Genomic DNA, 22,985 nt, shown 5'->3' on the forward strand with positions numbered 1-22,985 from the left:
TGAACAGAGCTTTTTTGTGTTTTTAGAGGCTTATTTTTTTATATCATCTAAACGATTTGGTGAAAAAAACTGTTTTTTAAGCCTTGGTTAGTTGGGCGTTGTAAAGGGTAGCGTAGTAGCCGTTTTGAGTCAAAAGGGCTTGGTGTGAACCTTCTTCCACGATTAGACCTTGGTCCATCACGAGAATTTTGTCTGCTTTTTCGATGGTGGATAGGCGGTGGGCGATGATAATGGAGGTGCGGTTCTGAGTAATGCGCTCGGTGGCTTTTTGGATGAGTTTTTCGCTTTCGTGATCAATGGATGAGGTGGCTTCGTCCAAAATAAGAATTTTGGGGTCGGAGAGATAGGCTCTTAGGAAAGACAGCAGTTGGCGTTGGCCCAAAGAAATGGAGGCGCCTCTTTCGCTTACGACATAGTCGTATCCTCCGGGAAGTTGCATAATGAAGTCGTCGACGCCAATTTCTTTAGCGGCGTCGCGCATTCGCTCAAGGGTGATGGAAGGATCGCCGAAAGCCAAATTATCGTAGATGCTGCCGTGGAAGAGAAAAACGTCCTGAAGAACCACACCGATATGGCGTCTTAAATTATAGAGTTCATAGGCTTTGAGGTCGGTGCCGTCGATGGTAATCTGCCCCGATTGAATGTCGTAAAGACGGGTGATGAGACTAATGATGGTGGATTTTCCTGCGCCCGTGGCTCCTACGATGGCGACGGTTTCGCCTGGGTTGACTTTGAAGTGGATGCCTTTTAAGACTTCTTGTTTTTCGTCGTAGGCGAATTTTACATTTTTGAATTCGATTTCGCCTTTGAATTCTTGTTTTTTGATGGTGCCTTTATTTTCGGGCGTTAGATCTTCGTCCATGAATCCGAGAACTCTTTCTGCTCCTACGATGCCTCTTTGGATGTTATTGAAGCGGTCGGCAATTTGTCTTAGCGGTCGGATGAGCATGGCGATGTATTGGATAAAAGCAATGACCACACCGGCGGTGATGGTGACGTAGCCTCCGTAAAACAGAATAAAACCGATAAAGATGGAGGAGATGAGTTCTACTACCGGGAAGAAGAGTGAGAAAATAAAAACGGTTCTCAGGAGGGCTCTTTTCAGAGAGAGGTTGATGGCCTCGAATTTTTGAAACTCTTGTTCCTCGCGATTGAATACTTGAATAATGGGCATTCCCGCTAAACGTTCTTGGACGAAGGCGTTCTGGTTAGCGGTCCAATTTCTTTCGTCGCCGAAGGCTTTTTTTAATCTTTTTTGGAAAAACCTTGTAATGAATACCATCAAGGGGAGAATGGCTAAAGAGATGGAGGCCAAATGCGTATCGGTGCGGTACATCATAACCAACACGAAAACGATACGAAGAATATCGCCAAAGACCATTAGAAAACCGTCGGTATAGACGGTGGCAATGGTTTCGACATCGCCTACGGCTCGGGTAACCAACTGTCCGATAGGGGTTTTGTCGAAAAAAGACGTTTTGAAATAAATGAGTTTGTGGTAGAGTCTTTCGCGGAGGTCTCGGATGACATTTTGTGAGATAAAATTGGAAAAATAAACCAAAAAGAAGTTGAGAAATGTTTCCAGAAAGACGAGTCCAACCAACCAGTAGATGTGGTTCATCATGGTGGTTTTATCCTGATTTTTGATGATGTCGGTATCAACGATCTGCATGGTCAGGTAAGGGCGGTAGGTGGACACCACCGAAAGCACCACGGAGAGGATGAGGGCCAAGATGAACCATGTCCTAAAGGTCATGCCTATGGAAAAGAGCCTGCGGATAATCTGCCAAGTGCTTTGCTTCTTCATTTTCGGAATAAATAAATCGTCATGCAAAAGTAATAAAACTAAATGGGTCTGTATTTCAAACTCTCTGTAAAATAAAAACGAAGAGAGCTATTGTAACAACCCTCTTCGTCTTTAAATTTGTCGAGTTTTTTATTTACACCGGTCAGATGGGAAACACAAAGTGCCAGGAACTTTCTTGCATTCTATCTTTTGATTAAATTTTTCTTTGGTAGGATAGATTAGGTATCCACTAACCTGAGTAACTTCTATTGATGCAGTACCTATTGGGAGTAATACATTTTTAGAAGTGTTGCCTTCCATTTTAAAGGTCATCGTATGACCTTTTGAATCCGATATTTTCACATTGTAGGGATTAAGAGAGGCGTTTTTAAGAATTAATCCTGATTTCGTTTCAACGGATAGGGTTTTGGATGTTGAAGTATTTTTCCCGATGGTTATGGGAACGATTTCGGAAGTTCTACAACTTTGGTTATCGGACGCACGCAAAAAGTAATTTCCGGGTTCTATATCCTCAAACTTTACGCTCTCTCCGTCTTCTAAAGTTTTAGAGTAGGCGGGGAGCATTCCTAAAGAGGCAAGTGTTTCGTCTTTGTATAGTCCTACGGTCAATCCTTTGGGGCTATCGACTGACGAGATGTTTACACTGAAACTATTACTCTCTATCGTGATGTTACCGGTTTGTTTTGTGCCGTCCATTGTTAAACTTATCATTTCATAAGCTCCATTAATTCCTGCGCCTATGACAGGCTCTCTGGTAACGACCACAAAAAAGTATTTGTTATTAAGTGCTCCGGTAGGAAGATTAGAGAATCTTGCTATTCCATCATTGCCAGTCGTTACGCTTGTTGCACCTGATAATGCTTTGCTGCCGCCGAGTTGAATAAGAGGAATAAGGGCGTTTTTTTGTAATTCATCCAAGGCATAAACCTTTACGCCGGGGAGAGGGGTCTTGTTTTTATCAACTTTTATATCGGCATCATAAATTTTTTTTGCTTCAATAGTTATGGTTACGACACTGTTTTTGTTTTTTTCGACAGTAATGTATTCTGTTTTGGAAACCATTGCTTTCGTGCCGTTTTCATTCTTTTCAAAGGCTTCTATTTTTAATTTTTTTCCTATGTATTCTTTGAGGTTAATGGTTGAAGACCGCCCGTTGCTTTGGAGTTTTATGACGGGTAGAGATTTCCCATTTATTTCAGAAATTATGACCTCTATATTTTCGTAGTTGGGGCGTCCTTGGGCGATAATCTCAATGGATGCAAAGTCTTCTTGGGGTTTGGGCTGTTCGGTTGTTTGCGATTCCTTTTTCGTGCTGACCGAAACTTCATCATTTCTACAACCGGTAATCCAAAATAAATTAATTAGAAGGAGAAAAAAATAGATTTTTTCATAGGGATTATAGTTTTTTACAAAGATAAAACTTTTCTAAAAAAATAACTCAGAATGAGAGCATAGACGGGGCAGAATTATTGAAAATCATACCCCACATCCACCAAAAAAAGCCCTTGGGCGGGTGCGGATATGCCTGCGGCGTTACGGTTTTTGGCTTCGATGATGGTTCTGAGGTCTTCGGGGGTTCTTTTTCCCGATCCGATTTCCACCATGGTTCCGACAATGGCTCTCACCATGTTTCGGAGGAAACGGTTGGCCGAAATGGTAAACTTCAGTCCATTGGGATAGGGTTCCCAATGAGCCTTGTAGATGTGGCACAGCGTGGTTTTGTTGTCGGCACCCGTTTTGGAGAAACTTTCGAAATCTTCGTACTCGAACAAGATGCGGCAGGCTTCATTCATTGCTTCGAGGGAGAGGTTTTTTTTCCAAATTTGCCAAGCGTAGTTGCGGGTAAAAGGTTCTTTTTCGCAGGTGATGTAATATTCGTACGTGCGATAGGTGGCGTCGAACCGGGCATGGAAATCGTCCTTCACCTTAAAAATTCGTTTTACGGCAATGTCGGGAGGGAGAAAACCATTCAGTTGATAGACTAAATTTTCGTTTACGGGACGCGAGGTGTCAAAGTGGGCAAATATTTTTTTGGCGTGCACTCCGGTGTCGGTACGGCCGGCTCCGGTGGTTTTTACCGTTTCGCGAAGAATGGTGGAGAGGGCTTTTTCCAGCGTTTCTTGCACGGAGATTTGATTGGGTTGGATTTGGTAGCCGAAATAGGAGGCACCGTCGTAAGAAAATTCTATAAAGTATCTCAATTTTGTAATTTTGCAACTGCAAAAATAAGATATTTTGACTAAGATTCTATTGCTTTCGGATTCGCATGGTTATGTGGACGAGCGGATTTTGGCGTATGCGGCTCAAGCGGATGAGGTTTGGCATGCCGGGGATTTGGGTACGGCGGAGGTGTTGTCGGCTTTGGAACGAACGGCGGAAGTCCGGGCGGTTTATGGCAATATTGACGGCGCCGATTTGAGGGGGCGTGTTCCGGAGTTTCAATCTTTCGACTGTGAAGGGGTTCGGGTGGTTATGCTTCATATCGGAGGGTATCCCGAAAAATATACGGCGAAGGCGAAGGCTTTAATTGCGGAAGAAGCTCCGAAGCTTTTTATTTCGGGGCATTCGCATATCCTGAAGGCGATGTACGATTCGAAAAACGCGCTTTTGCATCTTAATCCGGGGGCGTGCGGAAAAGTCGGATGGCATAAAGTTCGAACGATGATGCGTTTTGAAATTGACGGGGAGGAGATTCGGAATCTTGAAGTGATAGAATTGGGAGGTCGTTAAAGAAAAATGAAGAACGAATCATTTAAAATAGGCGACGAGGTGTCGGTTCTTGATGAGGATTTGTCCGGCAAGATTACTTCCGTGCATGGTGCGGAAGTGGTTTTTATGGACGAGCACGGGTTTACGCACCGGTATTTGGCGGTGCGTTTGGTGAGGCGTAATCGGCGGCTTTACGAGACGATTGGGGCGGTGGAAAAACCGCACGAGGTTAAACCGAAATCTCAAAAACATCAGAAGTCTCATTTGGTGCTTGATTTGCATTTTGACCGTTTGGTGGATCGTCCTTCGGCTTACAGCAGTTACGAACGGTTGTGGATTCAGCGGGATAAACTTTTGGACACGTTGGATTTTTGCCGCCGCAACCGTTTGAAAAAACTCGAGGTTATCCATGGGGTGGGGGACGGAACATTGCAGAATATGGTGGTCGAGGTTTTGGAAAGCCAAACGGGCGTGGATTTTTATCACAAGGAAATTTTAAAACACCAGTCGGGAGCCGTGATGGTTTTATTTGAATAAGTCGAAGGGGGCGGTTTTCAAGACGGGATTATTTTAATACCTTTGTCCGGTCTAAATTATGGAAAAATTAAGGTTGCTTTTTACGGAGGATGGGCTTTGGTCGCAGGTGCTGAAAGGAAAATCTGTGGTTTCTGAACATTATGCAGGGCGGGACGAGTGGTCGCCTTCGGGGTTTGTGGAAGAAAGACTCACGGAACTGCTGACTAAAGAATACGGCGAAATCATGGTGTTTTCGGCGTACAATCATTTTGCGCTGGTTCCGGAGGGTTTCAGTGAGCATGACAGGGGTTTTGATTTGCTGGCTCTCAATTCCGATGTCGATCGGGAGAAGGAGGAGTTGATGTTGTCGGTCAACAAAAAGTATGGCGTACAGTTTTATTATTCTTTTCCTTTGGATTTTTATAAGTTGATTAAAAGTCGAATGCCGAAAGCCTCGTTTAATTTTTCGGGCGATAAATTCCTCAATGCTATTTCCACAAGGGGAGGGAAGGAAATTCATGTTAATTTGTACCATAATCAGTGCGAGTTTTTTGCATTGGAGAATCGTAAGGTTTTGCTTTATAATAATTTGGATCTTAATTCGGAGGTGGATTTTCTTTATTTCGTCATGTTTACCTTGAGTAAGATAGGCTTTGGGCTTAAAGAAACCTATTTTTTTGTCTATGGAGAAACCTCTCAGAATCAGACGTTTATTTCGGAGTTGGATAAGTTTGCGGAGCATATGAAAATTATTTTTGATAACCTTCCTAAAAAACACTTTATTTTAAATTAAACGATGTACCGAATTATTTCAGGCCGTTGGAAGGCTAAAAAGATCGCGGCGCCGAAACACTTTGAGGTAAGGCCTACCACAGATTTTGCCAAGGAGGCATTGTTCAGTATTCTCGAAAATCGCTACGATCTGGAGTATTGCGCCGTGTTGGATTTGTTTGCCGGGATAGGTTCGATTTCGCTGGAGTTTGCGTCCAGAGGATGCGGGGATGTTACTTCTGTGGAGATGAATCCTAAACATTGTGCTTTTATCAACGCTACGGCGGCGGATTTGGATATGGCGCTTCAGTTGAATGTGCAGCGTGCGGACGCTTACGAATGGCTGAAGAAAAACCGTAATAAGAAGACCTATGATATTGTTTTTTCCGATGCGCCTTTCGATACGGAAGAAAAAAAATATCAGGAGTTGATTTCGCTGGTTTTGAGCAATGGGTTTTTAAAGGATGGGGGAACGCTGGTGGTGGAACACCAAAGCCGCATGAAGATGGAGCATCCTCAATGTGTAGAAACCCGTAAATACGGGAATGTGAGTTTTTCGTTTTTCGAGGCAGAGGAATCCTCCGGTGATGAGGCGTGAGCGTCAATCCTTAATACGGAGGATTAAAACACTTTTTGTAGTATAAAATTAAAACCCTGTGATGGTACAGGGTTTTGTTTTTTTGAGGGGCCTGGATTTACCTTCCCAAGAAAGCGTTGTACATCCAAACGTCTTTTTCTTGTTCTTTGATGTAATCGCTCATTTGAGAGTTGGTGCCTTCGTCGCCAGCCTCTCCTGCAATTTCTAAGATTTCTCTTTGCAAATCAATCACAATTTTAAAGGAGGCAAGAATTTGTTCCACGCATTTTTTTCCATCGGAAACTTCTTTGCTCTCTTTAATGGAGGAGATTTTCAAATACTCCGAATAGTTGTGTTTCGGGGTGGCGCCAAGGGTTAGGATTCTTTCTGCAATTTCGTCGATTTTCAGCACCAAAGCATCGTAGAGTTCTTCAAATTTGGGATGAAGGGTGAAGAAATCAGCTCCTTTGATGTTCCAATGGGCTCCTCTCGTGTTTTGGTAGAAAACGGAGTAATTGGCGAGCAGCAAATTTAGTTTTTCCGTAATGATTTGGGTGTTGGCTTCTTTTAAGCCGATGATAGAAGTGTTGTCCATGATTTTTTTTTGCAAAGTTCTGCAAATAATATTCTTCGGGCGGGTTTTTGCGATTGAGTTTCTCTATCACGGTGTTTTCATTGGCGGGATTGGCTACGGTTGGGCGATGGTTTTTAGAGCTAAGGAAATGGTGAAGGGAAAGCGGGTGAGAATGAATTCGTTAGATTTCACGAATAATTCTTGCAGGGTGTTTGTCAGTTTAAAATTTATTGTTATTTTTGCACCCTAAAATAAAAAGCAATTAAATGCCTACTATTCAACAATTAGTAAGAAAAGGAAGAGCCACACTTGCCAAGAAGAGCAAATCGGCTGCTCTTGATTCTTGTCCACAAAGACGAGGAGTATGTACTAGGGTATATACTACCACTCCGAAGAAACCGAACTCTGCACTTAGAAAAGTGGCGAGGGTAAGACTTTCTAACGGAAAAGAAGTCAACGCTTACATCCCGGGCGAAGGACATAATCTTCAGGAGCACTCGATAGTATTGGTGCGTGGCGGAAGGGTGAAAGACCTACCGGGAGTACGTTATCACATTGTAAGAGGTGCTTTGGATACCGCTGGTGTTAATGGAAGAACGCAAAGAAGATCTAAGTACGGAGCGAAGAGACCAAAAGCAGGAGCTGCTAAAAAGTAATCATTAAATTTTAAGAAACGAAACAATGAGAAAGACAAAAGCGAAAAAAAGACCGTTGTTACCGGATCCAAAGTTTAATGATCAATTGGTAACGAGATTCGTTAATAATCTAATGTTAGATGGTAAAAAATCAATTGCGTTTAAGATTTTTTACGATGCGTTGGATATCGTAGAATCCAAAAAAGGAGAAAACGAAAAAACATCATTGGAAATATGGAAAGACGCCCTAACGAACGTTATGCCTCACGTTGAGGTGCGTTCAAGAAGAGTGGGTGGTGCTAACTTCCAAATTCCTATGCCGATTCGTGCCGATAGAAAGATTTCTATGGCTATGAAGTGGTTGATTAAATACGCAAAAGCCAGAAACGATAAGTCTATGGCTCTTAAATTGGCTGCTGAAATCATTGCGGCATCCAAGGAAGAAGGTGCGGCGTTCAAAAAGAAAACCGATACGCACAAAATGGCAGAAGCTAACAAAGCATTCTCACACTTTAAATTCTAATCTGAAATGGCAAGAGATCTTAAATACACAAGAAATATCGGTATTGCTGCGCACATTGATGCCGGTAAAACCACCACGACAGAAAGAATTTTGTTCTATACCGGGAAGACTCACAAGATTGGTGAGGTTCACGAAGGGGCTTCAACCATGGACTGGATGGAGCAAGAGGCTGAAAGAGGGATTACGATTACCTCTGCGGCAACGACTTGTACTTGGAACTTCCCAACCGATCAAGGAAAAAATCTTCCTGAAACCAAAGGGTACCACTTTAACATCATCGATACACCGGGACACGTGGATTTTACCGTAGAGGTAAACCGTTCGCTTCGGGTATTGGATGGGTTGGTTTTCTTGTTTTCAGCGGTAGACGGGGTAGAGCCTCAGTCTGAGACCAACTGGAGACTTGCGGACAACTACAAGGTGGCTCGTATGGGATTCGTTAATAAAATGGACCGACAAGGAGCGGACTTCCTTAACGTAGTGAATCAGGTGAAAGAAATGTTGGGATCCAACGCGGTGCCTATCGTTTTGCCTATCGGTGCGGAAGAAGACTTCAAGGGGGTGGTTGATCTTATCAAGAACAGAGCGATTGTTTGGGATGAAGCTGGACAAGGAGCCACGTTCGAGGTAGTGCCTATTCCTGAAGATATGAAGGAAGAAGTGATGCTTTACAGAGAGAAGTTGGTGGAAGCGGTTGCTGATTACGATGAGACCTTGATGGAGAAATTCTTCGAGGATCCGGATTCTATTTCTGAAGAAGAAATTAATGCGGCACTTAGAGCAGCGACAATCGACTTGTCTATCATTCCGATGACTTGTGGATCTTCTTTCAAGAACAAAGGGGTTCAGTTTATGTTGGATGCGGTATGTAAATACCTTCCTTCTCCATTGGATAAGGACAACATTAAGGGAACCGATCCGAATACCGATGCGGAAATCGAAAGAAAACCGGATGTTAAAGAGCCTTTCTCTGCCTTGGCCTTTAAGATTGCTACCGATCCTTTCGTAGGGCGTTTGGCTTTCTTTAGAGCTTATTCTGGGCGTTTGGATGCGGGATCTTACGTGCTTAACACGAGATCCGGTAACAAGGAAAGAATCTCAAGAATTTACCAAATGCACGCGAACAAGCAAAACCCTGTGGAGTATATCGAAGCGGGAGATATTGGTGCAGCGGTAGGTTTTAAAGACATCAAAACCGGAGATACGCTTTCGGATGAAAAACACCCAATCGTTTTGGAATCTATGATCTTCCCTGATCCGGTAATCGGTATCGCGGTAGAGCCTAAGACCAAAGCAGACCAAGATAAATTAGGTAACGCTCTTGCGAAATTGGCTGAAGAGGATCCTACCTTCCAGGTGAAAACCGACGAGGCTTCTGGTCAAACCATTATCTCAGGAATGGGAGAGCTTCACTTGGACATCATTGTAGACCGTTTGAAGAGAGAGTTCAAGGTGGAAGTTAACCAAGGACAACCTCAGGTAGAGTACAAAGAGGCATTGACTCAGGTGGCGAACCACAGAGAAGTTTATAAGAAACAGTCTGGAGGACGTGGTAAATTTGCCGACATCGTTTTCGAAATTGGTCCTGCTGACGAGGGTAAAACCGGTCTTGAATTTATCAACGAGATTAAGGGAGGAAACATTCCGAAGGAATTTATCCCTTCAGTGGAGAAAGGTTTCAAAGAAGCAATGAAGAACGGACCTTTGGCCGGATTTGAGGTGGACTCGATGAAGGTTACCCTTAAGGACGGTTCATTCCACGCGGTGGACTCCGATCAGCTTTCATTCGAATTGGCAGCGAAACTAGGATTCAAAGAGTCCGGAAGAGCAGCGAAGGCGGTTATCATGGAGCCGATCATGAAACTGGAGGTGGTAACACCGGAAGAGTATATGGGCGACATCGTGGGCGACCTTAACCGAAGAAGAGGTACCGTGAACGGTATGGACGATAGAAACAATGCTAAGGTGATCAAGGCTTTTGTTCCTCTTTCCGAAATGTTCGGGTACGTAACGTCTCTTAGAACGCTTTCTTCAGGTCGGGCGACTTCTTCCATGGAGTTCGAAAAATACGAAGCGGCTCCGCAGAACATCGCTGATGAGGTAATCGCTAAAGCTAAAGCTTAATCTCTAAAATTTTTGAAAATGTCACAAAGAATCAGAATAAAACTTAAGTCTTACGATTACAATTTGGTAGATAAATCTGCCGAGAAAATCGTAAAAACGGTAAAAGCAACCGGAGCCGTAGTAAATGGTCCGATTCCGTTGCCTACCAATAAAAGAATCTTTACGGTTCTTAGATCGCCGCACGTTAACAAGAAGGCGAGAGAGCAGTTCCAACTTTCAGCTCACAAGCGTTTGATGGACATCTACTCTTCTTCTTCTAAAACGGTAGATGCTCTGATGAAGTTAGAGCTTCCTTCTGGAGTAGATGTCGAAATTAAAGTGTGATTTTAATCCCATTTTAGGATAATAAATTCCCTCTATGCAAAGACGTAGAGGGAATTTTTATTAGGAATAAATAAAAATTTTTGGCATTATATGATTTTTGTCATGTAAAATTTGCGTAGTTTTAATTTTAGCTTTAGCTTTGAAGTGCTAACATTAAACCCCGTTAGTTGATTTATCATGAAAAAATTATTATTAATGGCAGCTCTTGGAGTTGCAGGGTTGGTGAGTGCAAAGCATGTTCTCTCTGAAGTGTCTTTTGGTGATCTTACGCCGGAGGTACAGGTTGACGGTTCTTCCGACGAGTTGTTGGCCGATGAATGGTGTGGGACAGTAGCTTATCACACAAGTTGCGGATTGATCGGGTATGATTCTTGGTGCTCAAGTTGGGGGATAGATTGTTTAATGAAAGCTTCGGCTATGTATGAAGAGTATTATTGTGGAGAGTAAATTTTTTTTATTGCTGTTTTGGTTAATATCGCCGACCTTGCTTTGTCAGGACCTTGTAAAGTCGGGGTATGTAGCGAAATACGATGTCGTTTTTTTAAGGGATACCTCAGATGTTTATTCTGCCAAGGAAGAGCAGATGGCGTTGTACATCGGCGAAAACCGGTCCCTTTATAAAAGTCTTAATAAAGACCAGGTTGAAAAGTTGCAACACGAGACCTTAGAGAAGAATATTGCGGCTGTAAAACCGGGGGAAGTATTGATGGCTGATTTTAGAAAGCTACCGAAAATAAACATTAAACATGAAGTTTTAAAAATAAACGATAGTGTGTACATTGCCGATGATATTCTTACCTACAGGTTTCAGTACGTTGCCGAAAACCATCCGAAGTGGACGATTTTAAAGGATAAAAAAGTGATTAATGGTTATGAGTGCAGGAATGCGGTTACCGAGTATAATGGCAGGACGTATGAGGCTTGGTTTACTCCGGAGATTCCTTTTTCGGAAGGGCCCTATACCTTTAAAGGGTTGCCCGGTTTAATCGTTACTTTGCAAGACCAGAAAAAATTATTTTATTTTGAACTGCGTTCTTTTGGCAAGGAAGACACTGAGGCTTTGTTTCGAGGGGGCAAATGGCTGTCGTATAAAAACTTTATCAAAACCAGGGCGGAAGCCAAGGCTAACATTGTCGGAAATCTTAAACTCCTATTACGTAAGGAAACCATGTCGAAAGAAGAGCAGGAGCTGGTAAAAAGAAACGCAAATAGAAAAAACAATTATCTTGATTAGTGTTCAAAATTTTTTTATTCCCCAACGGTTCGGCAGAAAATTTGAGGACGATGGTTATCCTTGTAAATTTTGTATGCGTTGTGCAATCAGTTTGAGGATGAAGTTTTGATTTTCAAAGGTTAACTGATGCCTCCCTTAATTATTAAGGGAGGCGTTTTTTTTATGAAAAATAGATTGCCAATAAAAAAATAGTTTTATATTCGTAGCATAACAATAAAAGTAAAAAGCTATGAAAAGAAATTTATTAAAAACAGCAATTGCATTTTGTGTGGTAGGGGCTGGCTTGGGTTCTCTCTATGGACAAGAGGGCTATAAAGCTCCATTAGCCGAGAGTGTGAGTCCAGTTACGATGGCGGATGATGCCGAGTTGGATAATATGGTGTTTCCGACTTCGGAATGGCAGACTTTTGCCGATGTGTCTTGGTATTCGGATGCGGTTAACGAGTTTACCTTAACCACCGAGGCGCAACTCGCTGGTCTGTCCAAATTGGTGAAGGAAGGCAACAGTTTTTCGGGAAAAACCATTAGTCTTGGGAATGATTTGGACTTGGGCGAACACCTTTGGACAGCGATTGGCTACACTTACAGAACGCCGTTTTCTGGTAATTTTGACGGGAAGCATCACACCATTAAAAATCTAAAAGTGTACCGAGGGGATAATGGGGATTTCCTGGGGTTGTTCGGCTACTATGCTTCGGGGAATTTAAAAGACTTGACGATTGACGGAGGGATGGTCAGAGGGAAGGACACGGCTGGAGTGCTGGTAGGGAATTTCACCTCGGGGGCTACAATGAGCAACTGCCATATCAAGAACGGAAAACTGTTGGGCGTTTACGACCCTAATTATACCACGAGTGCCTTTAATGTGGGGCTGCTGTGCGGTTCGGTAACTTCTTCCAGCGTGGTGGATTATTGTTCGGCAGAAGGCGTGATTAAAGGCTTCCAGCAGGTGGGAGGCTTGGTAGGCTCGCCTTGGAACAAAGCCGTGATAAAAAACTCTTATTTCAAAGGAAAAGTGATAGGTGCTTATTTCGTGGGCGGTTTGTCGGGGTTCAGTACCTTTGCCTTCACGCCTAATTCCGAGGTTTTAATAGAGGATTGCTATGCGATGGCGGAAGTCGTGGGGACTGAACACGTGGGCGGTTTTTACGGCGGTTTGCAGGTAGGGAAAATTAAAAATTCGTATTCTGTGAGTACCGTTGATGGCGCTTCGGGAACGGTAGGGGGATTTGTGGGAAGTATCGGAGGCGGAGGCGTTCTTGAAAATACTCATTTTAACAAGACCGTGGCTCCGATGTCAGGGTATGGCGATGCTCCAGCTCCGGGAGTGGACCTTATGGGGCATACCACCGAAGCGATGAAAGTGCAGTCGTTCTTAGATTTACTGAATAATAACCGAACACCTGAAAAATGGAAATTCGAAAGCGGTGTAAATGAGGGGTATCCCGTGATTTACAATGCGGCGACGATGGCTGTTTCCGAAATTAAGAAACCCGACCAAGTTTCCATCTATCCAACGGTGGCGAAGGATAAGCTGTACCTGTCGGATAAGGCTCAAACCTACACTTACCAAGTGCTTGATGTTACGGGGAGAGTGCTAAAAAGTGGCAAAACCAACGCTTCCGTAGAGGTGGGCGACTTGAACCGAGGCGTGTACTTGCTGAAACTGGAAAACGGACAAGGCTACACGGTGCATAAGTTTATGAAAGATTAGTTTTATTTGTTTAGACTAAAGCCTCCCTATCTAAGGGGGGCTTTTTTTAGGATAAAAAATAAAAATTTTGGGGTTGGGGAACTGCCGCCCCATCTTGGGGAACATTTTTTTTAGCTAAAGAATAGATTTTGTTTTATAGAAAAAGGCTTCCCCATTGTTGAAAATAAGGTCCCCAAGATAGGGGGACGGTTTTTTAAGTTGGGGGACGGTTGCCCCAAAGAGGGGAGGGTTTTCCCCGAGTTATTTAATGAAAATTTCATTTTGATAGGTGGAAAATAATATTAAATTTGTATCAGCAGGCTCTAACTATTGATAAGTTTCAAAAAGTGAAGTCTGGAGTATTAACTTAAAACCGTTTCATTATGCCAAAAAAAGGACTTGCAGAAGTAATACATGCTGCAGAGCTTATGTTGAGCGGGCTGAAAGCCCATCAGTCGGAGTTGTCGTCAAGAGGATTAGATGCTGCTTTTATAAAGACGATGGAAGATTTGATGAAAGACTTGGTACAGGCAAACAATCTCCAAGAGAAATTGAAAGCCGACTTAAAAACGCAAACCGCCAAAGTAGAAGAACTGATGAGTAACCTGCAGAAAACGGCTTCTGAAGCCAAGAAGAGGGTAAAATTAGATGTCCAAAGCTCCCAATGGAAAGCGTTTGGAATTGAGGACAAACGCTAACGATGAGAATGGTAAAGCCGCCAATAGAGGGCGGCTTTATTCTATTAAGGGGTTGTTTGAAATTTATATAAATAAATTAAATGTGATTTTTATCATATAAAAATTTTTGTTTTTGAAAAATTTATTTATATTTGTGATATGTTAAACCAATAAATTATTATATTATGAAAAAATTATTTTTTGTGGCTACATTGTTGGTCGCTGGTGTAATGAGTGCAAAAGTAGGTACTCCTAACAGAAAATGCATTAAAGATGATGCGAAAAAAAGTATTGAGTATCTACCAATAAAAAAGTTAGGAGGAGTGGAAAAGGTAAATATACCTTCTTTTATAACGGCAGGAGCTTGTTCGAATTGGATTACAGTGGACGCTTCTTGTGGAGCACGATATTATTTGTGTTCGGATAGCTATAAGAATATGAAAGAATTAATGAAAGCTGTAGATTATTTTGATGATGCGAAGTGTAATTAAATTTTGTGTTATTTTTTTTGGGCTGTTGGTGGTTAATATTGCTTACAGTCAGGTTGCTACGGTTTCTGGTAACTTAAATTTTTCGCCGGAACCGTTTATACAGAAAGAAATTGACCGTGTGCGGTATCAGGTCTTTTATGAACTAAAATTTTTGCTTAATGCAGACCAACCATCGTCTTTTAGGGAAGCCGTAACGATTTTGCAGATAGGGGATAATTTCGTAAAGTTTGCAGATGCTAATACCTATAAATCAGATTCGCTTAGGAATGAGTTTCAGTATCTAAAATCTATAAGAACTAAGGAGTTTAACCAACTTTTGGCACTTAGACCAAAGTTTCCTTATACGATTTACTCCAATCCGAAAGAGAATGTCTATACGCTTAATAATGAATTGTCTCATTACTATACTTATACGGCTCCTATCCCAAAGTTAGAGTGGAAAATAAGTTCTACAACCAAAAAAATAGGCGATTATTTGGCTGTAAAAGCAACCACCCGCTATTCGGGCAGAAATTATGAGGCTTGGTTTACCCAAGAAATACCGTTTTCTTACGGACCTTATTTGTTTCAAGGTTTGCCGGGTCTGATTTTGGAGATTAGAGATACCGCAAATCATTATGCCTTTACGCTGTTTAAAATTGAGAAATTGGATACTGTGATGACCAAAGGAAGCGGGAAAGAGGTGCTTGAGGTTACGCGTGAGAAATACAAAAAGCTGGAGCGGGTGTATCACGAAAATCCCGGGCAATTCATTGATGGAACGGCTTATGATGCAGGAGGAAACCCCATCAATTTTAGGAAGAAACCTCGCCCGTACAATCCCATAGAGTTGGAGTAAAACTACAAGCTATAATGATTGGAAAGATAAAGCCGCCAATAGAGGGCGGCTTTGTTTTGTTAAGGGGGTATTTAAAATTCATGTAAATAATCTAATCGTGATTTTATCATGTAAAGTTTTTTGCGTTTGAAAGATTTGTTTATTTTAGTAGAGTGTTAAATAAATAAGTTATTACGATATGAAAAAAATTTACCTAATTGTATCAGTGATTTCAGGTTTTTTAATAGATGCTCAAGGGTATCAAGAAAACTTTGACGGTATTGGAAAGGGATTACAGGAATGGACGCTCTATGGAGACAATGGGGTGCCGGAGTATTATGTAGCAGACTACCAAGAACCTTGGATTGAGAAAAATTTATACCTCTATAACCTAAACCCGTTTAAAAAATTTGCTATATCAACCTCTAAGTATACCGATAGTGGTATAAAAGCAGATCGATGGATGGTTTCTCCCGTAATATCCGTAACTTCTGATAACCACACGTTGTATTGGGAAGAATATGCGGTGGACCCTCAAAATCCGGATGGATTTAAAATAAAGGTTTCAGAAAATGCGGGTAATAAAAAGGAAGATTTTATAAAAGAAATTTACTCGGTAGAGAGTGCTTCAAATCGGCCTACTTTTAAAAGTTTAGATTTAAGCGAATATATAGGAAAAACCATTCGAGTGGCTTTCATCAATAATTCTACCGATAAGTTTCTCCTCGCTATTGATAATATTTATTTAGGAGGTAAAGCTATTTCTAATCCTAATTTGTTAGAGTATGCTGCAACAAGCTCTAAGTCTGTTGAAATGAAATGGAAGGGAAGCAAAGATGTGGAACTATTGCTCAAGAAATATAATGAAGTGCCAAGCTCTACGGATAAGGGGATAAAAGTAAACGGTGATTATACCATTGTAGATGATTTGGAAGAAGGCACTCTTTGGCATGCGTATCTGAAAGACAACAAATCTAATGCGATGTGGATAGGACCTTATCCCGTTGGAACGGCCTATAATCTACCCTATAAACAAGATTTTGAGGGGGATGTTTTAAAACAAAATATCTATGCCGAAGACTTTCTTATCTCTGATAAAAAAATATTTGATCAAGGTGAAAATAAATTTATTATGACCTCATCTATCGCAGATGACATTACTTTTAATCAGTTTTATTTACCTCCAATATTTATTCCCAAAGGGGCTAACATACGTATCAAATTTGACATGATGCATGTGAATAATTTGGCCGAACCGCAAATTGCACTTTATTCGTATGATATAAGAGGAAATAGGCCGAGTTATTTGTGGCATAAGGATATTGAAGAATTTGATAAATTAGTTGTTGTAGATGAAGAAATAGGATCTTTTGGTGAAGATGGTGTTTATAATTTGGCATTCGTATATAAAACTAATTATAATCCTACTAACGAAATAAATGTATTATGTATAGACAATCTTCAAATTGGAACTATAGAGCAACTTTTAGTACATGAGGCAAAACAAGATAAAGCTATTTCTATAGCTCCTAACCCTGCAAGTAGTCATTTTGTGATAAGCCATGAAGACCAATTAAAAACGGTTGAAGTTTTTGATACTTTGGGAAGAATGGTAAAATCATATATTCCCCAAGAACAATATGATATTCAACAACTGCCTAAAGGAATGTATTTAGTTAAAATATCCACAAAAGATAATTACACTGTCATCAAGAAGTTAATTAAAAAATAAAAATTATTAACGCTCAGTTGGAAGGTCTCATTTCATGAGATGATCCTGATTTTTACCCAAAAAAATGATAAAATGAAAAAGATACTATTTTTTGTATTGTTGTTGGTAAGTTTTGGGGCTTTTTCACAAGAGAAAAACGCTTTTAAAATCTTTTATAAATACCATTATTTAAAAGATTCTACCGAGGTGCATTCTCAGAAAAGTGATACGATGGTGCTTGAAACCAAACCTGGACGTTCGGTGTTTTACAGCCACCTGCGTAAGGTGGGGGATTCTGTTTTTAATAAAGATAAAGAAAATGGAATGGACCAAATGACGCTCTTAATGAACCGCTATAAGTACCACTTAGATAAAAATGCTTACCGCATCACTAAGGATTTTGTAAAAGACACTTTAATTTTCTACGATGAAATTTTAGCAGAGGCGTATCAATACACCGAAAAAATCCCTACAATTAACTGGAGTATCGAAGATGAAAAAGATGATTTGTTGGGCTATTCGGTGGGAAAAGCCAAAGGCCGTTTCGCAGGCAGGGATTATGTGGCGTGGTTTTCGGAGGAAATCCCGGTTCCCGACGGTCCGTATAAATTCAATGGGCTTCCGGGGCTGATACTGAAAGTTGAGGATACCAAAAAGCAATTTTTATTTGAGGCTGTTGCTTTGCAGGGGTTAAACTCTTTTCAGGTTTGGGAGAAAGTGAAACCCGTAAATACTTCCAAAAAGAAATATACCGAACTCAAGGAGAGGGCAAGTAAGGATTGGGTTCAGTACATTAACACCTCTACGGAAGTGAAGATTACACTGAATTCGCCCCATAAAAGACCTCAAAAACCTTATAACCCTATAGAACTGGAGTAAGGAAAAAAATTATGATAGAAAGCCATTAAGCTTTTTATTTTCACAAGGTTTATTTTATTAAACTAATAGAAACTCTATCTTCGCCTTCATCTATAGGGAATTTGGATGAAGGCGTTTTTTTGTGTAGAATATTTTTTGTAACATTATCTTAAATTAAATCTTATAACTGCTATGATGAAAAAACTAATCGGAGTCTTTTTATTCTTTTGTGGTTTTGTTGGGCTTTCGGCTCAAGAGTTAATGGTGTATTATAATGTGAGTTTTAAATTGGATTCTTTACAAGAACACTTCAATAAGGAAGAAGCCGTATTGGATATATCTAAAAATGAGGTGAAATTTTATTCCACAGAGTATCTGAAAGCCGATTCTATCCAAAAGCAAACGAATGAGATAAATTTTGCTTATCCCAAATTAGAGTATAAAGTTAAAAGGGCTCTTAATACTTCTGAAAATACAGAGTATGTAACGGTTTATATGGATTATTATGCGTTATCGTCTAACGATACCCAAAATTGGACGATCGTCGATGAAACCAAAACCGTTAACGGTATTGTATTGAGGAAAGCCGTTACCCGATTTGGTAAAAGAGATTGGGAGGCTTGGTTTTCGGATAAATATCCAGTTTTAGAGGGACCATATAAATTTAGAGGGTTGCCTGGGCTTATCTTTGAATTACGAGATACAAAGGATAACTTTATATTTTCTGTTAATCGGATTGTGCCTAAAAAAGAAAAAATAGAAACCGATAATTTTTTGGAAACCAATTATGGCAAAAAAGCACTTCCTGTTAAATTGGATGTTTATCAGAAATTGAAGTTAGAGGATTTTCATAATCCACTAAAGGGGCAAGAAAACATGATCGTAACGGATAAAGAGGGGAATCCGATAAAAATGGATAAAAGAGAACAAACCTTAAAATATCAAAATCATCTAAGAAGATATAATAATCCGATAGACTTAAATTTGGCGGTTACTTACCCTGATAAGAAGTGATTTGGTAACTGTAACAACAAAAAACCTCCTTATTCGAAAGGAGGTTTTTTGTTGTTTATTTTCTTTATACCTTTTATCGGGCGTGCCGTCTTTTTTCAGGCGTTGGTCTTCTTTGTAGCGTTTATCGGGGGTGCCGTCTTTTTTTAGCTTTGCTCCGCTTGGGGCTTTAGGGGGGGGCGGGCAGAGGATTTCTCTTTTGGGAGCTGGGGTGTTTTGCTTTCGGCGGCTTTGTTTTTGTCTTTTGCCACGGTTTCTTTTGCGGCTTTCTGAGGTTTGGGTTGGGCTTGTTGGGCGGAACCTAAAGCGAGGCCGAGGGTTAAGGCGACGGCCGTAATCATTTTTTTCATTGGTTTAAAATTTAAAAAGGGTTATGTGGGAAAAGCATCAAATAGTATGCTGGGATTATTCCGGATTTAAAAATTAACTAAACTTTAGGAGGTGGAGCAGACGGGTGTTAACCGACTGTTAATGCTTTTTGGAGGTTTTAAATTTTAAAGTTTGTTAAAAAACGTGCAATTTGAGGGGTTTAGTACGGAGATTGCTAAAGCTGGGGGATGAAAGGATGGGCGAAAATTTCTTTGTTTGGGGTACATTTGGTGGTTTCGGCGTTGCTGTTGGCTAATTTTCTTAATGCTTACGTTCCGCCTTCGGTATTTCCTTTGTTTAATTTTTTACCTTTTTTGTTTCCTTTTCTTTTTGGGGTTCATTTGGGGCTTTTTTTTCTTTGGGTATGGCGGAAGAAGCGTAAGGCTTGGTTTTTTGTTCCGGTTACGCTTTGTTGTTTGTTGCCGATGCAGCGGTATTTTAATCTGAAGGGGCAGTCGGAGGGCGAACGGGAGATTTCGGTGATGACTTATAATGTGGAGTATAACAATCATGAATTTGAGGACGAAATAGAGGCTTTTCTTTTAAAACACGAGGTGGATGTTCTTTTTCTTCAGGAGCCGGATTTTATGGATTTAAGGGATATTGAGACGGGAGGCTATACGGCGATTAAATATCCGCTTGTGGGGCTTTATACGAAGCATAAGGTGCTTCGTCAGGCGCGTATTTTGGATGATTCTGAGGGTTGGGTGGGCGATGCGCTTTATGCGGATATTGAGATTGACGGGCGAGTCTTTCGTTTTATTAATGTTTATTTGGAGTCGTTTACTTTGGAGAAATCGAGGTTGGGGCTTAGTTCTTCTTTTGAGGAAAACCGCTCTAACGCGTTTGGGGTAGCGGCGAAGATGCTTCCGGTTTTCAAGATTCATCAATTGCAGATTGAGAAGATTTACCGTTATATTGAGCATTCGCCTTACCCGGTGATTTTGGGTGGGGATTTTAATGCGGTTCCTAATTCGTATGAATATTATCGTTTTCGGGCGGTTTTGCAGGATCCTTTTGAGCTGGTGGGTCGGGGCAGTGGGGCTTCGTTTTACGAGCTTCCGGTGCCTTTGCGGATTGATTATGTTTTTTGTTCCTCGGAATTTAAACCGGTGGATTATACGGTGAATACGGAGATTCGGTTTTCGGATCATTATCCGGTACGGGCGACGTTTAGGGTATCGGAAGATTAATCGGGTTTTAATTTTCTTTGATTTTGTCTGCTTTTTTGGAGCGGACTTTTCTATTATTTAGAATAAGTAAAAATTAAATGATAAAAATCATCTTTTTCTATTATTTAGAATAAATAAAAATAATATCTTTGCATCAAATTATTGATCTTATGAAACGACTTGGTGCGGGTGCTTTTTTTTGGTTGGCTTATGGTTTGGTTTCGGCTCAGATGAGTTACCAGCCAAACGTTACGGATTTGGATACGTTGCGGCATACGCGTCGTATTGATGAAGTACAGTTGTTTGGCGAGTCCAAAAAGCATCAGGAAGGGTTGGAGGTTATTACGCGGATGCCGTTGAAAACAAGGGATCAGATTCAGAGTATTTCGGTGATTTCTTATAAGGTGATTGAGGACTTGGGAGGGCTTACGGTGACGGATGTGGCGAAGAATGTGCCCGGGGTGACTTTGTTTGCGTCCTACGGTGGAGTTCGCGAGAGTATGAGTATTAGAGGATTTAGAGGGGTTCCGGTTTTGAAGAACGGGGTTCTTATGGATTCGGATTTTCGTACGGGTTCGATGCTTACGGATATGCAGGGGGTGGAAAGCATTCAGGTGATTAAGGGATCTGCGGCTGTAACGCAGGGGATTGGTACGGGACTTGGTTCTGCGGGCGGGGTTATTAATGTTGTGACCAAATCGCCTCAGTTCAGGGACGAAACTAAAGTTGGGTTCCGTTATGGCAGTTGGGATTTTTACAGGCCGACTTTGGACTTCCAGAGGGTTTTGGATCGTGAAGGGCGTGTGGCGGTTCGTTTCAATGCGGCTTATCAAGACAGTAACAGCTTCCGTGCTCATGTGTATAACGATAGAGTGTATGTTAATCCTTCCGTGGCATTTTTGCCGGACGATCGCACCAAAATTGTGGTCGAGATGGATTATCTGAAACATAAAGGCGTTCCGGATCGTGGGACGGTGAATCTTTCGGAAGGCGACGTAGAGGCTTTGTATCATATGCCGAAAGGGAAGTTTTTGGGGTATTCTACCGATTATGTTCATACGGAGAGTTTCAATTTTTCGACGACGGCGGAACGAAAACTCAACGATAAATTCAAAATTCGTACGGCTTATTTCAATTCTTCGGCGCAGCGGGAGAGTGTAGGAGCGAATATCGGCAGGGGCGAAGCTGCCACGGGGTATGCGGTGAGATCCAGAACACTGGCTAAGAGTGGGGTGTTGGATCGCAATCAGGTGTTCCAGTTTGATTTTGTAGGCCAGGAGGTGTATACGGGGAAGATTAAACATACGTTTCAGGTCGGGTTCGACTGGCGGATGGCGGATACGGATACGGACACTTATGCTTTAGCCAACGGGGTGGTTTTCAGGGATCGGATTAACGTGCTGGAGACAATTTCCAATGATCTTCCTTCGGGGCTTAGCAATGCCATTTTCGATTTGTCCCGTCGGGTCAATGCCAAGGCGATGTATTCGGGGCTGATGGCTCAGGATGTCATTACTTTCAATAAATATTTTAAGGGAACTTTTGGGCTTCGTTACAGTCGTGAATTAGGTAAGGGCAGCCAGTATGCCGAGGCTTGGAACCCTTCGTTGGGGCTTATGTTTTCTCCTCGGGAGAATATGAATTTGTTTGGCTCTTATACCACGACAACGGATTTGCGTAGTGCGGCTAACCCGCTGTATGGAGGCGGTACGGTTGGGGCTTCCCGGACGGATCAGGTGGAGGTTGGCTTAAAATCGGACTGGTTGGACGAAAAATTACGTTTTAATGTAACGTTGTTCCATATCAATACGGGTAATCTTTCTTATTCGGTTCTTAACAGCGACGGTACGGCGACGGGCGAATTTGGTTTGGCCGGAGATTTGAGACGTCGCGGTGCGGAAGTGGAGCTTATTGGCCGGGTATTGCCGAATTTGCAGGTTATGGCGGGGTATGCTTACTTGGATGCTCAGTACAGGGACAGTCCGGCGTTTGTCAATGGTTCGGCACCGATGAATACTCCGGAACATACGGCGAATGCTTGGGTGAATTATAAGTTTCGAGAAGGGTTTTTGCGTTGTTTGGATTTGGGGCTTGGGGCGTATTATGTGGGAGCGCGTCCAGTGGATAACTACAGCCAGAAAACCATTATCACGGCTCATGTGAATTCCGTAACTCCGGGGATGAAACCGTTTGACATGAAGGCTTATACCACGGTGGAAGCTCAGGTAGGGTATACATTGGGTAATTGGGGACTTCGGGTGTTTTTCGGGAATATTTTTGATGCGGTGGGATACAGCTCTTACTTCAGGGGAGGGTATATCGACCAAATCCAGCCTAGAAATTTTTCGGGGCAGATCACTTATCGGTTTTAATTAAATTCAAAAACAATAAA

The 22,985-nt window shown here is 41.6% G+C and carries 24 protein-coding genes; 19 read left to right on the forward strand and 5 right to left on the reverse strand.

All coding sequences use genetic code 11. The features are described 5' to 3' along the window. Nucleotides 1-76: 76 nt before the first annotated feature. From VQ048_RS05060 to truA, 3 genes are all read right to left on the reverse strand, one after another. Nucleotides 77-1,807 carry an ABC transporter ATP-binding protein gene (locus VQ048_RS05060; RefSeq protein ID WP_327610613.1) on the reverse strand — a complete coding sequence of 577 codons (1,731 nt, stop codon included), beginning with the start codon at nucleotides 1,805-1,807 and terminating at the stop codon, nucleotides 77-79. A gap of 129 nt (nucleotides 1,808-1,936) precedes the next feature. Further along, nucleotides 1,937-2,869: a collagen binding domain-containing protein gene (locus VQ048_RS05065; protein ID WP_327610614.1), complete on the reverse strand. Its 933-nt coding sequence runs from the start codon at nucleotides 2,867-2,869 to the stop codon at nucleotides 1,937-1,939. Between the two features lie 404 nt (nucleotides 2,870-3,273). Continuing rightward, a complete protein-coding gene (truA, locus tag VQ048_RS05070; RefSeq protein ID WP_327610615.1) occupies nucleotides 3,274-4,008 on the reverse strand; it encodes a tRNA pseudouridine(38-40) synthase TruA in 735 nt (244 codons plus the stop codon). Between the two features lie 34 nt (nucleotides 4,009-4,042). On the opposite strand from truA, the gene VQ048_RS05075 reads away from it, so the two are divergent. Genes VQ048_RS05075 through rsmD form a run of 4 tightly spaced genes read left to right on the forward strand, consistent with a single transcriptional unit; the run spans nucleotide 4,043 to nucleotide 6,401 of the window. Further along, the gene (locus VQ048_RS05075) at nucleotides 4,043-4,537 is read left to right on the forward strand and encodes a metallophosphoesterase family protein (protein ID WP_327610616.1); all 495 of its coding nucleotides are present in this window, start codon (nucleotides 4,043-4,045) and stop codon (nucleotides 4,535-4,537) included. A gap of 6 nt (nucleotides 4,538-4,543) precedes the next feature. After that, the gene (locus VQ048_RS05080) at nucleotides 4,544-5,053 is read left to right on the forward strand and encodes a Smr/MutS family protein (RefSeq protein WP_327610617.1); all 510 of its coding nucleotides are present in this window, start codon (nucleotides 4,544-4,546) and stop codon (nucleotides 5,051-5,053) included. A gap of 58 nt (nucleotides 5,054-5,111) precedes the next feature. Continuing rightward, nucleotides 5,112-5,825, forward strand: coding sequence for a DUF3822 family protein (locus tag VQ048_RS05085; protein WP_327610618.1), 714 nt, complete (start codon nucleotides 5,112-5,114; stop codon nucleotides 5,823-5,825). A gap of 3 nt (nucleotides 5,826-5,828) precedes the next feature. After that, nucleotides 5,829-6,401 (forward strand): 16S rRNA (guanine(966)-N(2))-methyltransferase RsmD, encoded by a 573-nt coding sequence (gene rsmD, locus VQ048_RS05090; RefSeq protein ID WP_327610619.1) that lies wholly within the window; start codon nucleotides 5,829-5,831, stop codon nucleotides 6,399-6,401. 97 nt (nucleotides 6,402-6,498) lie between these two features. Here the strand turns inward: rsmD and VQ048_RS05095 are convergent, their stop codons facing one another. Continuing rightward, nucleotides 6,499-6,975: a Dps family protein gene (locus VQ048_RS05095; protein ID WP_327610620.1), complete on the reverse strand. Its 477-nt coding sequence runs from the start codon at nucleotides 6,973-6,975 to the stop codon at nucleotides 6,499-6,501. 245 nt (nucleotides 6,976-7,220) lie between these two features. Between VQ048_RS05095 and rpsL the strand changes: the two genes are divergently transcribed. From rpsL to VQ048_RS05160, 13 genes are all read left to right on the forward strand, one after another. Beyond that, a complete protein-coding gene (rpsL, locus tag VQ048_RS05100) occupies nucleotides 7,221-7,610 on the forward strand; it encodes a 30S ribosomal protein S12 (protein WP_327610621.1) in 390 nt (129 codons plus the stop codon). 25 nt (nucleotides 7,611-7,635) lie between these two features. Further along, nucleotides 7,636-8,112, forward strand: a complete 477-nt coding sequence (gene rpsG / locus VQ048_RS05105) for a 30S ribosomal protein S7 (protein ID WP_327610622.1) — start codon at nucleotides 7,636-7,638, stop codon at nucleotides 8,110-8,112. Nucleotides 8,113-8,118: 6 nt separating this feature from the next. Further along, nucleotides 8,119-10,236 (forward strand): elongation factor G, encoded by a 2,118-nt coding sequence (gene fusA, locus VQ048_RS05110; protein WP_327610623.1) that lies wholly within the window; start codon nucleotides 8,119-8,121, stop codon nucleotides 10,234-10,236. Nucleotides 10,237-10,254: 18 nt separating this feature from the next. After that, entirely contained in the window at nucleotides 10,255-10,560 is a 306-nt protein-coding gene (gene rpsJ / locus VQ048_RS05115) for a 30S ribosomal protein S10 (RefSeq protein WP_002661363.1), read from the forward strand. Nucleotides 10,561-10,737: 177 nt separating this feature from the next. Further along, nucleotides 10,738-11,007 (forward strand): hypothetical protein, encoded by a 270-nt coding sequence (locus tag VQ048_RS05120; RefSeq protein ID WP_327610624.1) that lies wholly within the window; start codon nucleotides 10,738-10,740, stop codon nucleotides 11,005-11,007. After that, entirely contained in the window at nucleotides 10,982-11,794 is an 813-nt protein-coding gene (locus tag VQ048_RS05125; RefSeq protein ID WP_327610625.1) for a GLPGLI family protein, read from the forward strand. Before VQ048_RS05120 ends, VQ048_RS05125 begins: the two co-directional genes overlap by 26 nt. Before the next feature lie 229 nt (nucleotides 11,795-12,023). Then, complete coding sequence (locus tag VQ048_RS05130; protein WP_327610626.1) at nucleotides 12,024-13,508, forward strand: GLUG motif-containing protein; 1,485 nt, start codon at nucleotides 12,024-12,026, stop codon at nucleotides 13,506-13,508. A 362-nt stretch (nucleotides 13,509-13,870) separates the two neighbouring features. Beyond that, a complete protein-coding gene (locus tag VQ048_RS05135) occupies nucleotides 13,871-14,185 on the forward strand; it encodes a hypothetical protein (protein ID WP_014937529.1) in 315 nt (104 codons plus the stop codon). Between the two features lie 164 nt (nucleotides 14,186-14,349). Beyond that, complete coding sequence (locus VQ048_RS05140; protein WP_014937527.1) at nucleotides 14,350-14,655, forward strand: hypothetical protein; 306 nt, start codon at nucleotides 14,350-14,352, stop codon at nucleotides 14,653-14,655. Further along, nucleotides 14,636-15,493, forward strand: a complete 858-nt coding sequence (locus VQ048_RS05145; protein WP_236627953.1) for a GLPGLI family protein — start codon at nucleotides 14,636-14,638, stop codon at nucleotides 15,491-15,493. Before VQ048_RS05140 ends, VQ048_RS05145 begins: the two co-directional genes overlap by 20 nt. 178 nt (nucleotides 15,494-15,671) lie before the next feature. Beyond that, on the forward strand, nucleotides 15,672-17,204 hold the full coding sequence (locus VQ048_RS05150) for a T9SS-dependent choice-of-anchor J family protein (protein WP_327610627.1): 1,533 nt from the start codon (nucleotides 15,672-15,674) through the stop codon (nucleotides 17,202-17,204). A 72-nt stretch (nucleotides 17,205-17,276) separates the two neighbouring features. Continuing rightward, nucleotides 17,277-18,062 carry a GLPGLI family protein gene (locus VQ048_RS05155; RefSeq protein ID WP_327610628.1) on the forward strand — a complete coding sequence of 262 codons (786 nt, stop codon included), beginning with the start codon at nucleotides 17,277-17,279 and terminating at the stop codon, nucleotides 18,060-18,062. Between the two features lie 171 nt (nucleotides 18,063-18,233). Continuing rightward, nucleotides 18,234-19,055, forward strand: coding sequence for a GLPGLI family protein (locus VQ048_RS05160; protein ID WP_327610629.1), 822 nt, complete (start codon nucleotides 18,234-18,236; stop codon nucleotides 19,053-19,055). A 143-nt stretch (nucleotides 19,056-19,198) separates the two neighbouring features. Here VQ048_RS05160 and VQ048_RS05165 read toward each other — a convergent pair whose 3' ends face one another. Beyond that, nucleotides 19,199-19,402 carry a hypothetical protein gene (locus VQ048_RS05165; RefSeq protein WP_327610630.1) on the reverse strand — a complete coding sequence of 68 codons (204 nt, stop codon included), beginning with the start codon at nucleotides 19,400-19,402 and terminating at the stop codon, nucleotides 19,199-19,201. 207 nt (nucleotides 19,403-19,609) lie between these two features. Between VQ048_RS05165 and VQ048_RS05170 the strand changes: the two genes are divergently transcribed. Together VQ048_RS05170 and VQ048_RS05175 are read left to right on the forward strand one after the other, a co-directional pair. Beyond that, nucleotides 19,610-20,614: an endonuclease/exonuclease/phosphatase family protein gene (locus VQ048_RS05170; RefSeq protein ID WP_327610631.1), complete on the forward strand. Its 1,005-nt coding sequence runs from the start codon at nucleotides 19,610-19,612 to the stop codon at nucleotides 20,612-20,614. Nucleotides 20,615-20,763: 149 nt separating this feature from the next. Continuing rightward, nucleotides 20,764-22,965 carry a TonB-dependent siderophore receptor gene (locus tag VQ048_RS05175; RefSeq protein ID WP_327610632.1) on the forward strand — a complete coding sequence of 734 codons (2,202 nt, stop codon included), beginning with the start codon at nucleotides 20,764-20,766 and terminating at the stop codon, nucleotides 22,963-22,965. Nucleotides 22,966-22,985 lie beyond the last annotated feature (20 nt).

The organism is Bergeyella anatis, from assembly GCF_036016955.1.
Lineage (GTDB): Bacteria > Bacteroidota > Bacteroidia > Flavobacteriales > Weeksellaceae > JAYWXI01.

Excerpts from the sequence above, each read along its gene's own strand:
- VQ048_RS05175 (WP_327610632.1), top strand. The coding sequence starts at position 20,764 with ATGAAACGACTTGGTGCGGGTGCTTTTTTTTGGTTGGCTTATGGTTTG.
- VQ048_RS05120 (WP_327610624.1), top strand. The coding sequence starts at position 10,738 with ATGAAAAAATTATTATTAATGGCAGCTCTTGGAGTTGCAGGGTTGGTG.
- rsmD (WP_327610619.1), top strand. The coding sequence starts at position 5,829 with ATGTACCGAATTATTTCAGGCCGTTGGAAGGCTAAAAAGATCGCGGCG.
- VQ048_RS05080 (WP_327610617.1), top strand. The coding sequence starts at position 4,544 with ATGAAGAACGAATCATTTAAAATAGGCGACGAGGTGTCGGTTCTTGAT.
- VQ048_RS05145 (WP_236627953.1), top strand. The coding sequence starts at position 14,636 with ATGATGCGAAGTGTAATTAAATTTTGTGTTATTTTTTTTGGGCTGTTG.
- VQ048_RS05170 (WP_327610631.1), top strand. The coding sequence starts at position 19,610 with ATGAAAGGATGGGCGAAAATTTCTTTGTTTGGGGTACATTTGGTGGTT.
- VQ048_RS05065 (WP_327610614.1), bottom strand. The coding sequence starts at position 2,869 with ATGGTTTCCAAAACAGAATACATTACTGTCGAAAAAAACAAAAACAGT.
- VQ048_RS05165 (WP_327610630.1), bottom strand. The coding sequence starts at position 19,402 with ATGAAAAAAATGATTACGGCCGTCGCCTTAACCCTCGGCCTCGCTTTA.
- fusA (WP_327610623.1), top strand. The coding sequence starts at position 8,119 with ATGGCAAGAGATCTTAAATACACAAGAAATATCGGTATTGCTGCGCAC.
- rpsL (WP_327610621.1), top strand. The coding sequence starts at position 7,221 with ATGCCTACTATTCAACAATTAGTAAGAAAAGGAAGAGCCACACTTGCC.
- VQ048_RS05060 (WP_327610613.1), bottom strand. The coding sequence starts at position 1,807 with ATGAAGAAGCAAAGCACTTGGCAGATTATCCGCAGGCTCTTTTCCATA.
- VQ048_RS05095 (WP_327610620.1), bottom strand. The coding sequence starts at position 6,975 with ATGGACAACACTTCTATCATCGGCTTAAAAGAAGCCAACACCCAAATC.
- VQ048_RS05135 (WP_014937529.1), top strand. The coding sequence starts at position 13,871 with ATGCCAAAAAAAGGACTTGCAGAAGTAATACATGCTGCAGAGCTTATG.
- VQ048_RS05160 (WP_327610629.1), top strand. The coding sequence starts at position 18,234 with ATGATGAAAAAACTAATCGGAGTCTTTTTATTCTTTTGTGGTTTTGTT.
- VQ048_RS05130 (WP_327610626.1), top strand. The coding sequence starts at position 12,024 with ATGAAAAGAAATTTATTAAAAACAGCAATTGCATTTTGTGTGGTAGGG.
- VQ048_RS05085 (WP_327610618.1), top strand. The coding sequence starts at position 5,112 with ATGGAAAAATTAAGGTTGCTTTTTACGGAGGATGGGCTTTGGTCGCAG.
- VQ048_RS05140 (WP_014937527.1), top strand. The coding sequence starts at position 14,350 with ATGAAAAAATTATTTTTTGTGGCTACATTGTTGGTCGCTGGTGTAATG.
- VQ048_RS05150 (WP_327610627.1), top strand. The coding sequence starts at position 15,672 with ATGAAAAAAATTTACCTAATTGTATCAGTGATTTCAGGTTTTTTAATA.
- rpsG (WP_327610622.1), top strand. The coding sequence starts at position 7,636 with ATGAGAAAGACAAAAGCGAAAAAAAGACCGTTGTTACCGGATCCAAAG.
- VQ048_RS05155 (WP_327610628.1), top strand. The coding sequence starts at position 17,277 with ATGAAAAAGATACTATTTTTTGTATTGTTGTTGGTAAGTTTTGGGGCT.
- rpsJ (WP_002661363.1), top strand. The coding sequence starts at position 10,255 with ATGTCACAAAGAATCAGAATAAAACTTAAGTCTTACGATTACAATTTG.
- VQ048_RS05125 (WP_327610625.1), top strand. The coding sequence starts at position 10,982 with ATGAAGAGTATTATTGTGGAGAGTAAATTTTTTTTATTGCTGTTTTGG.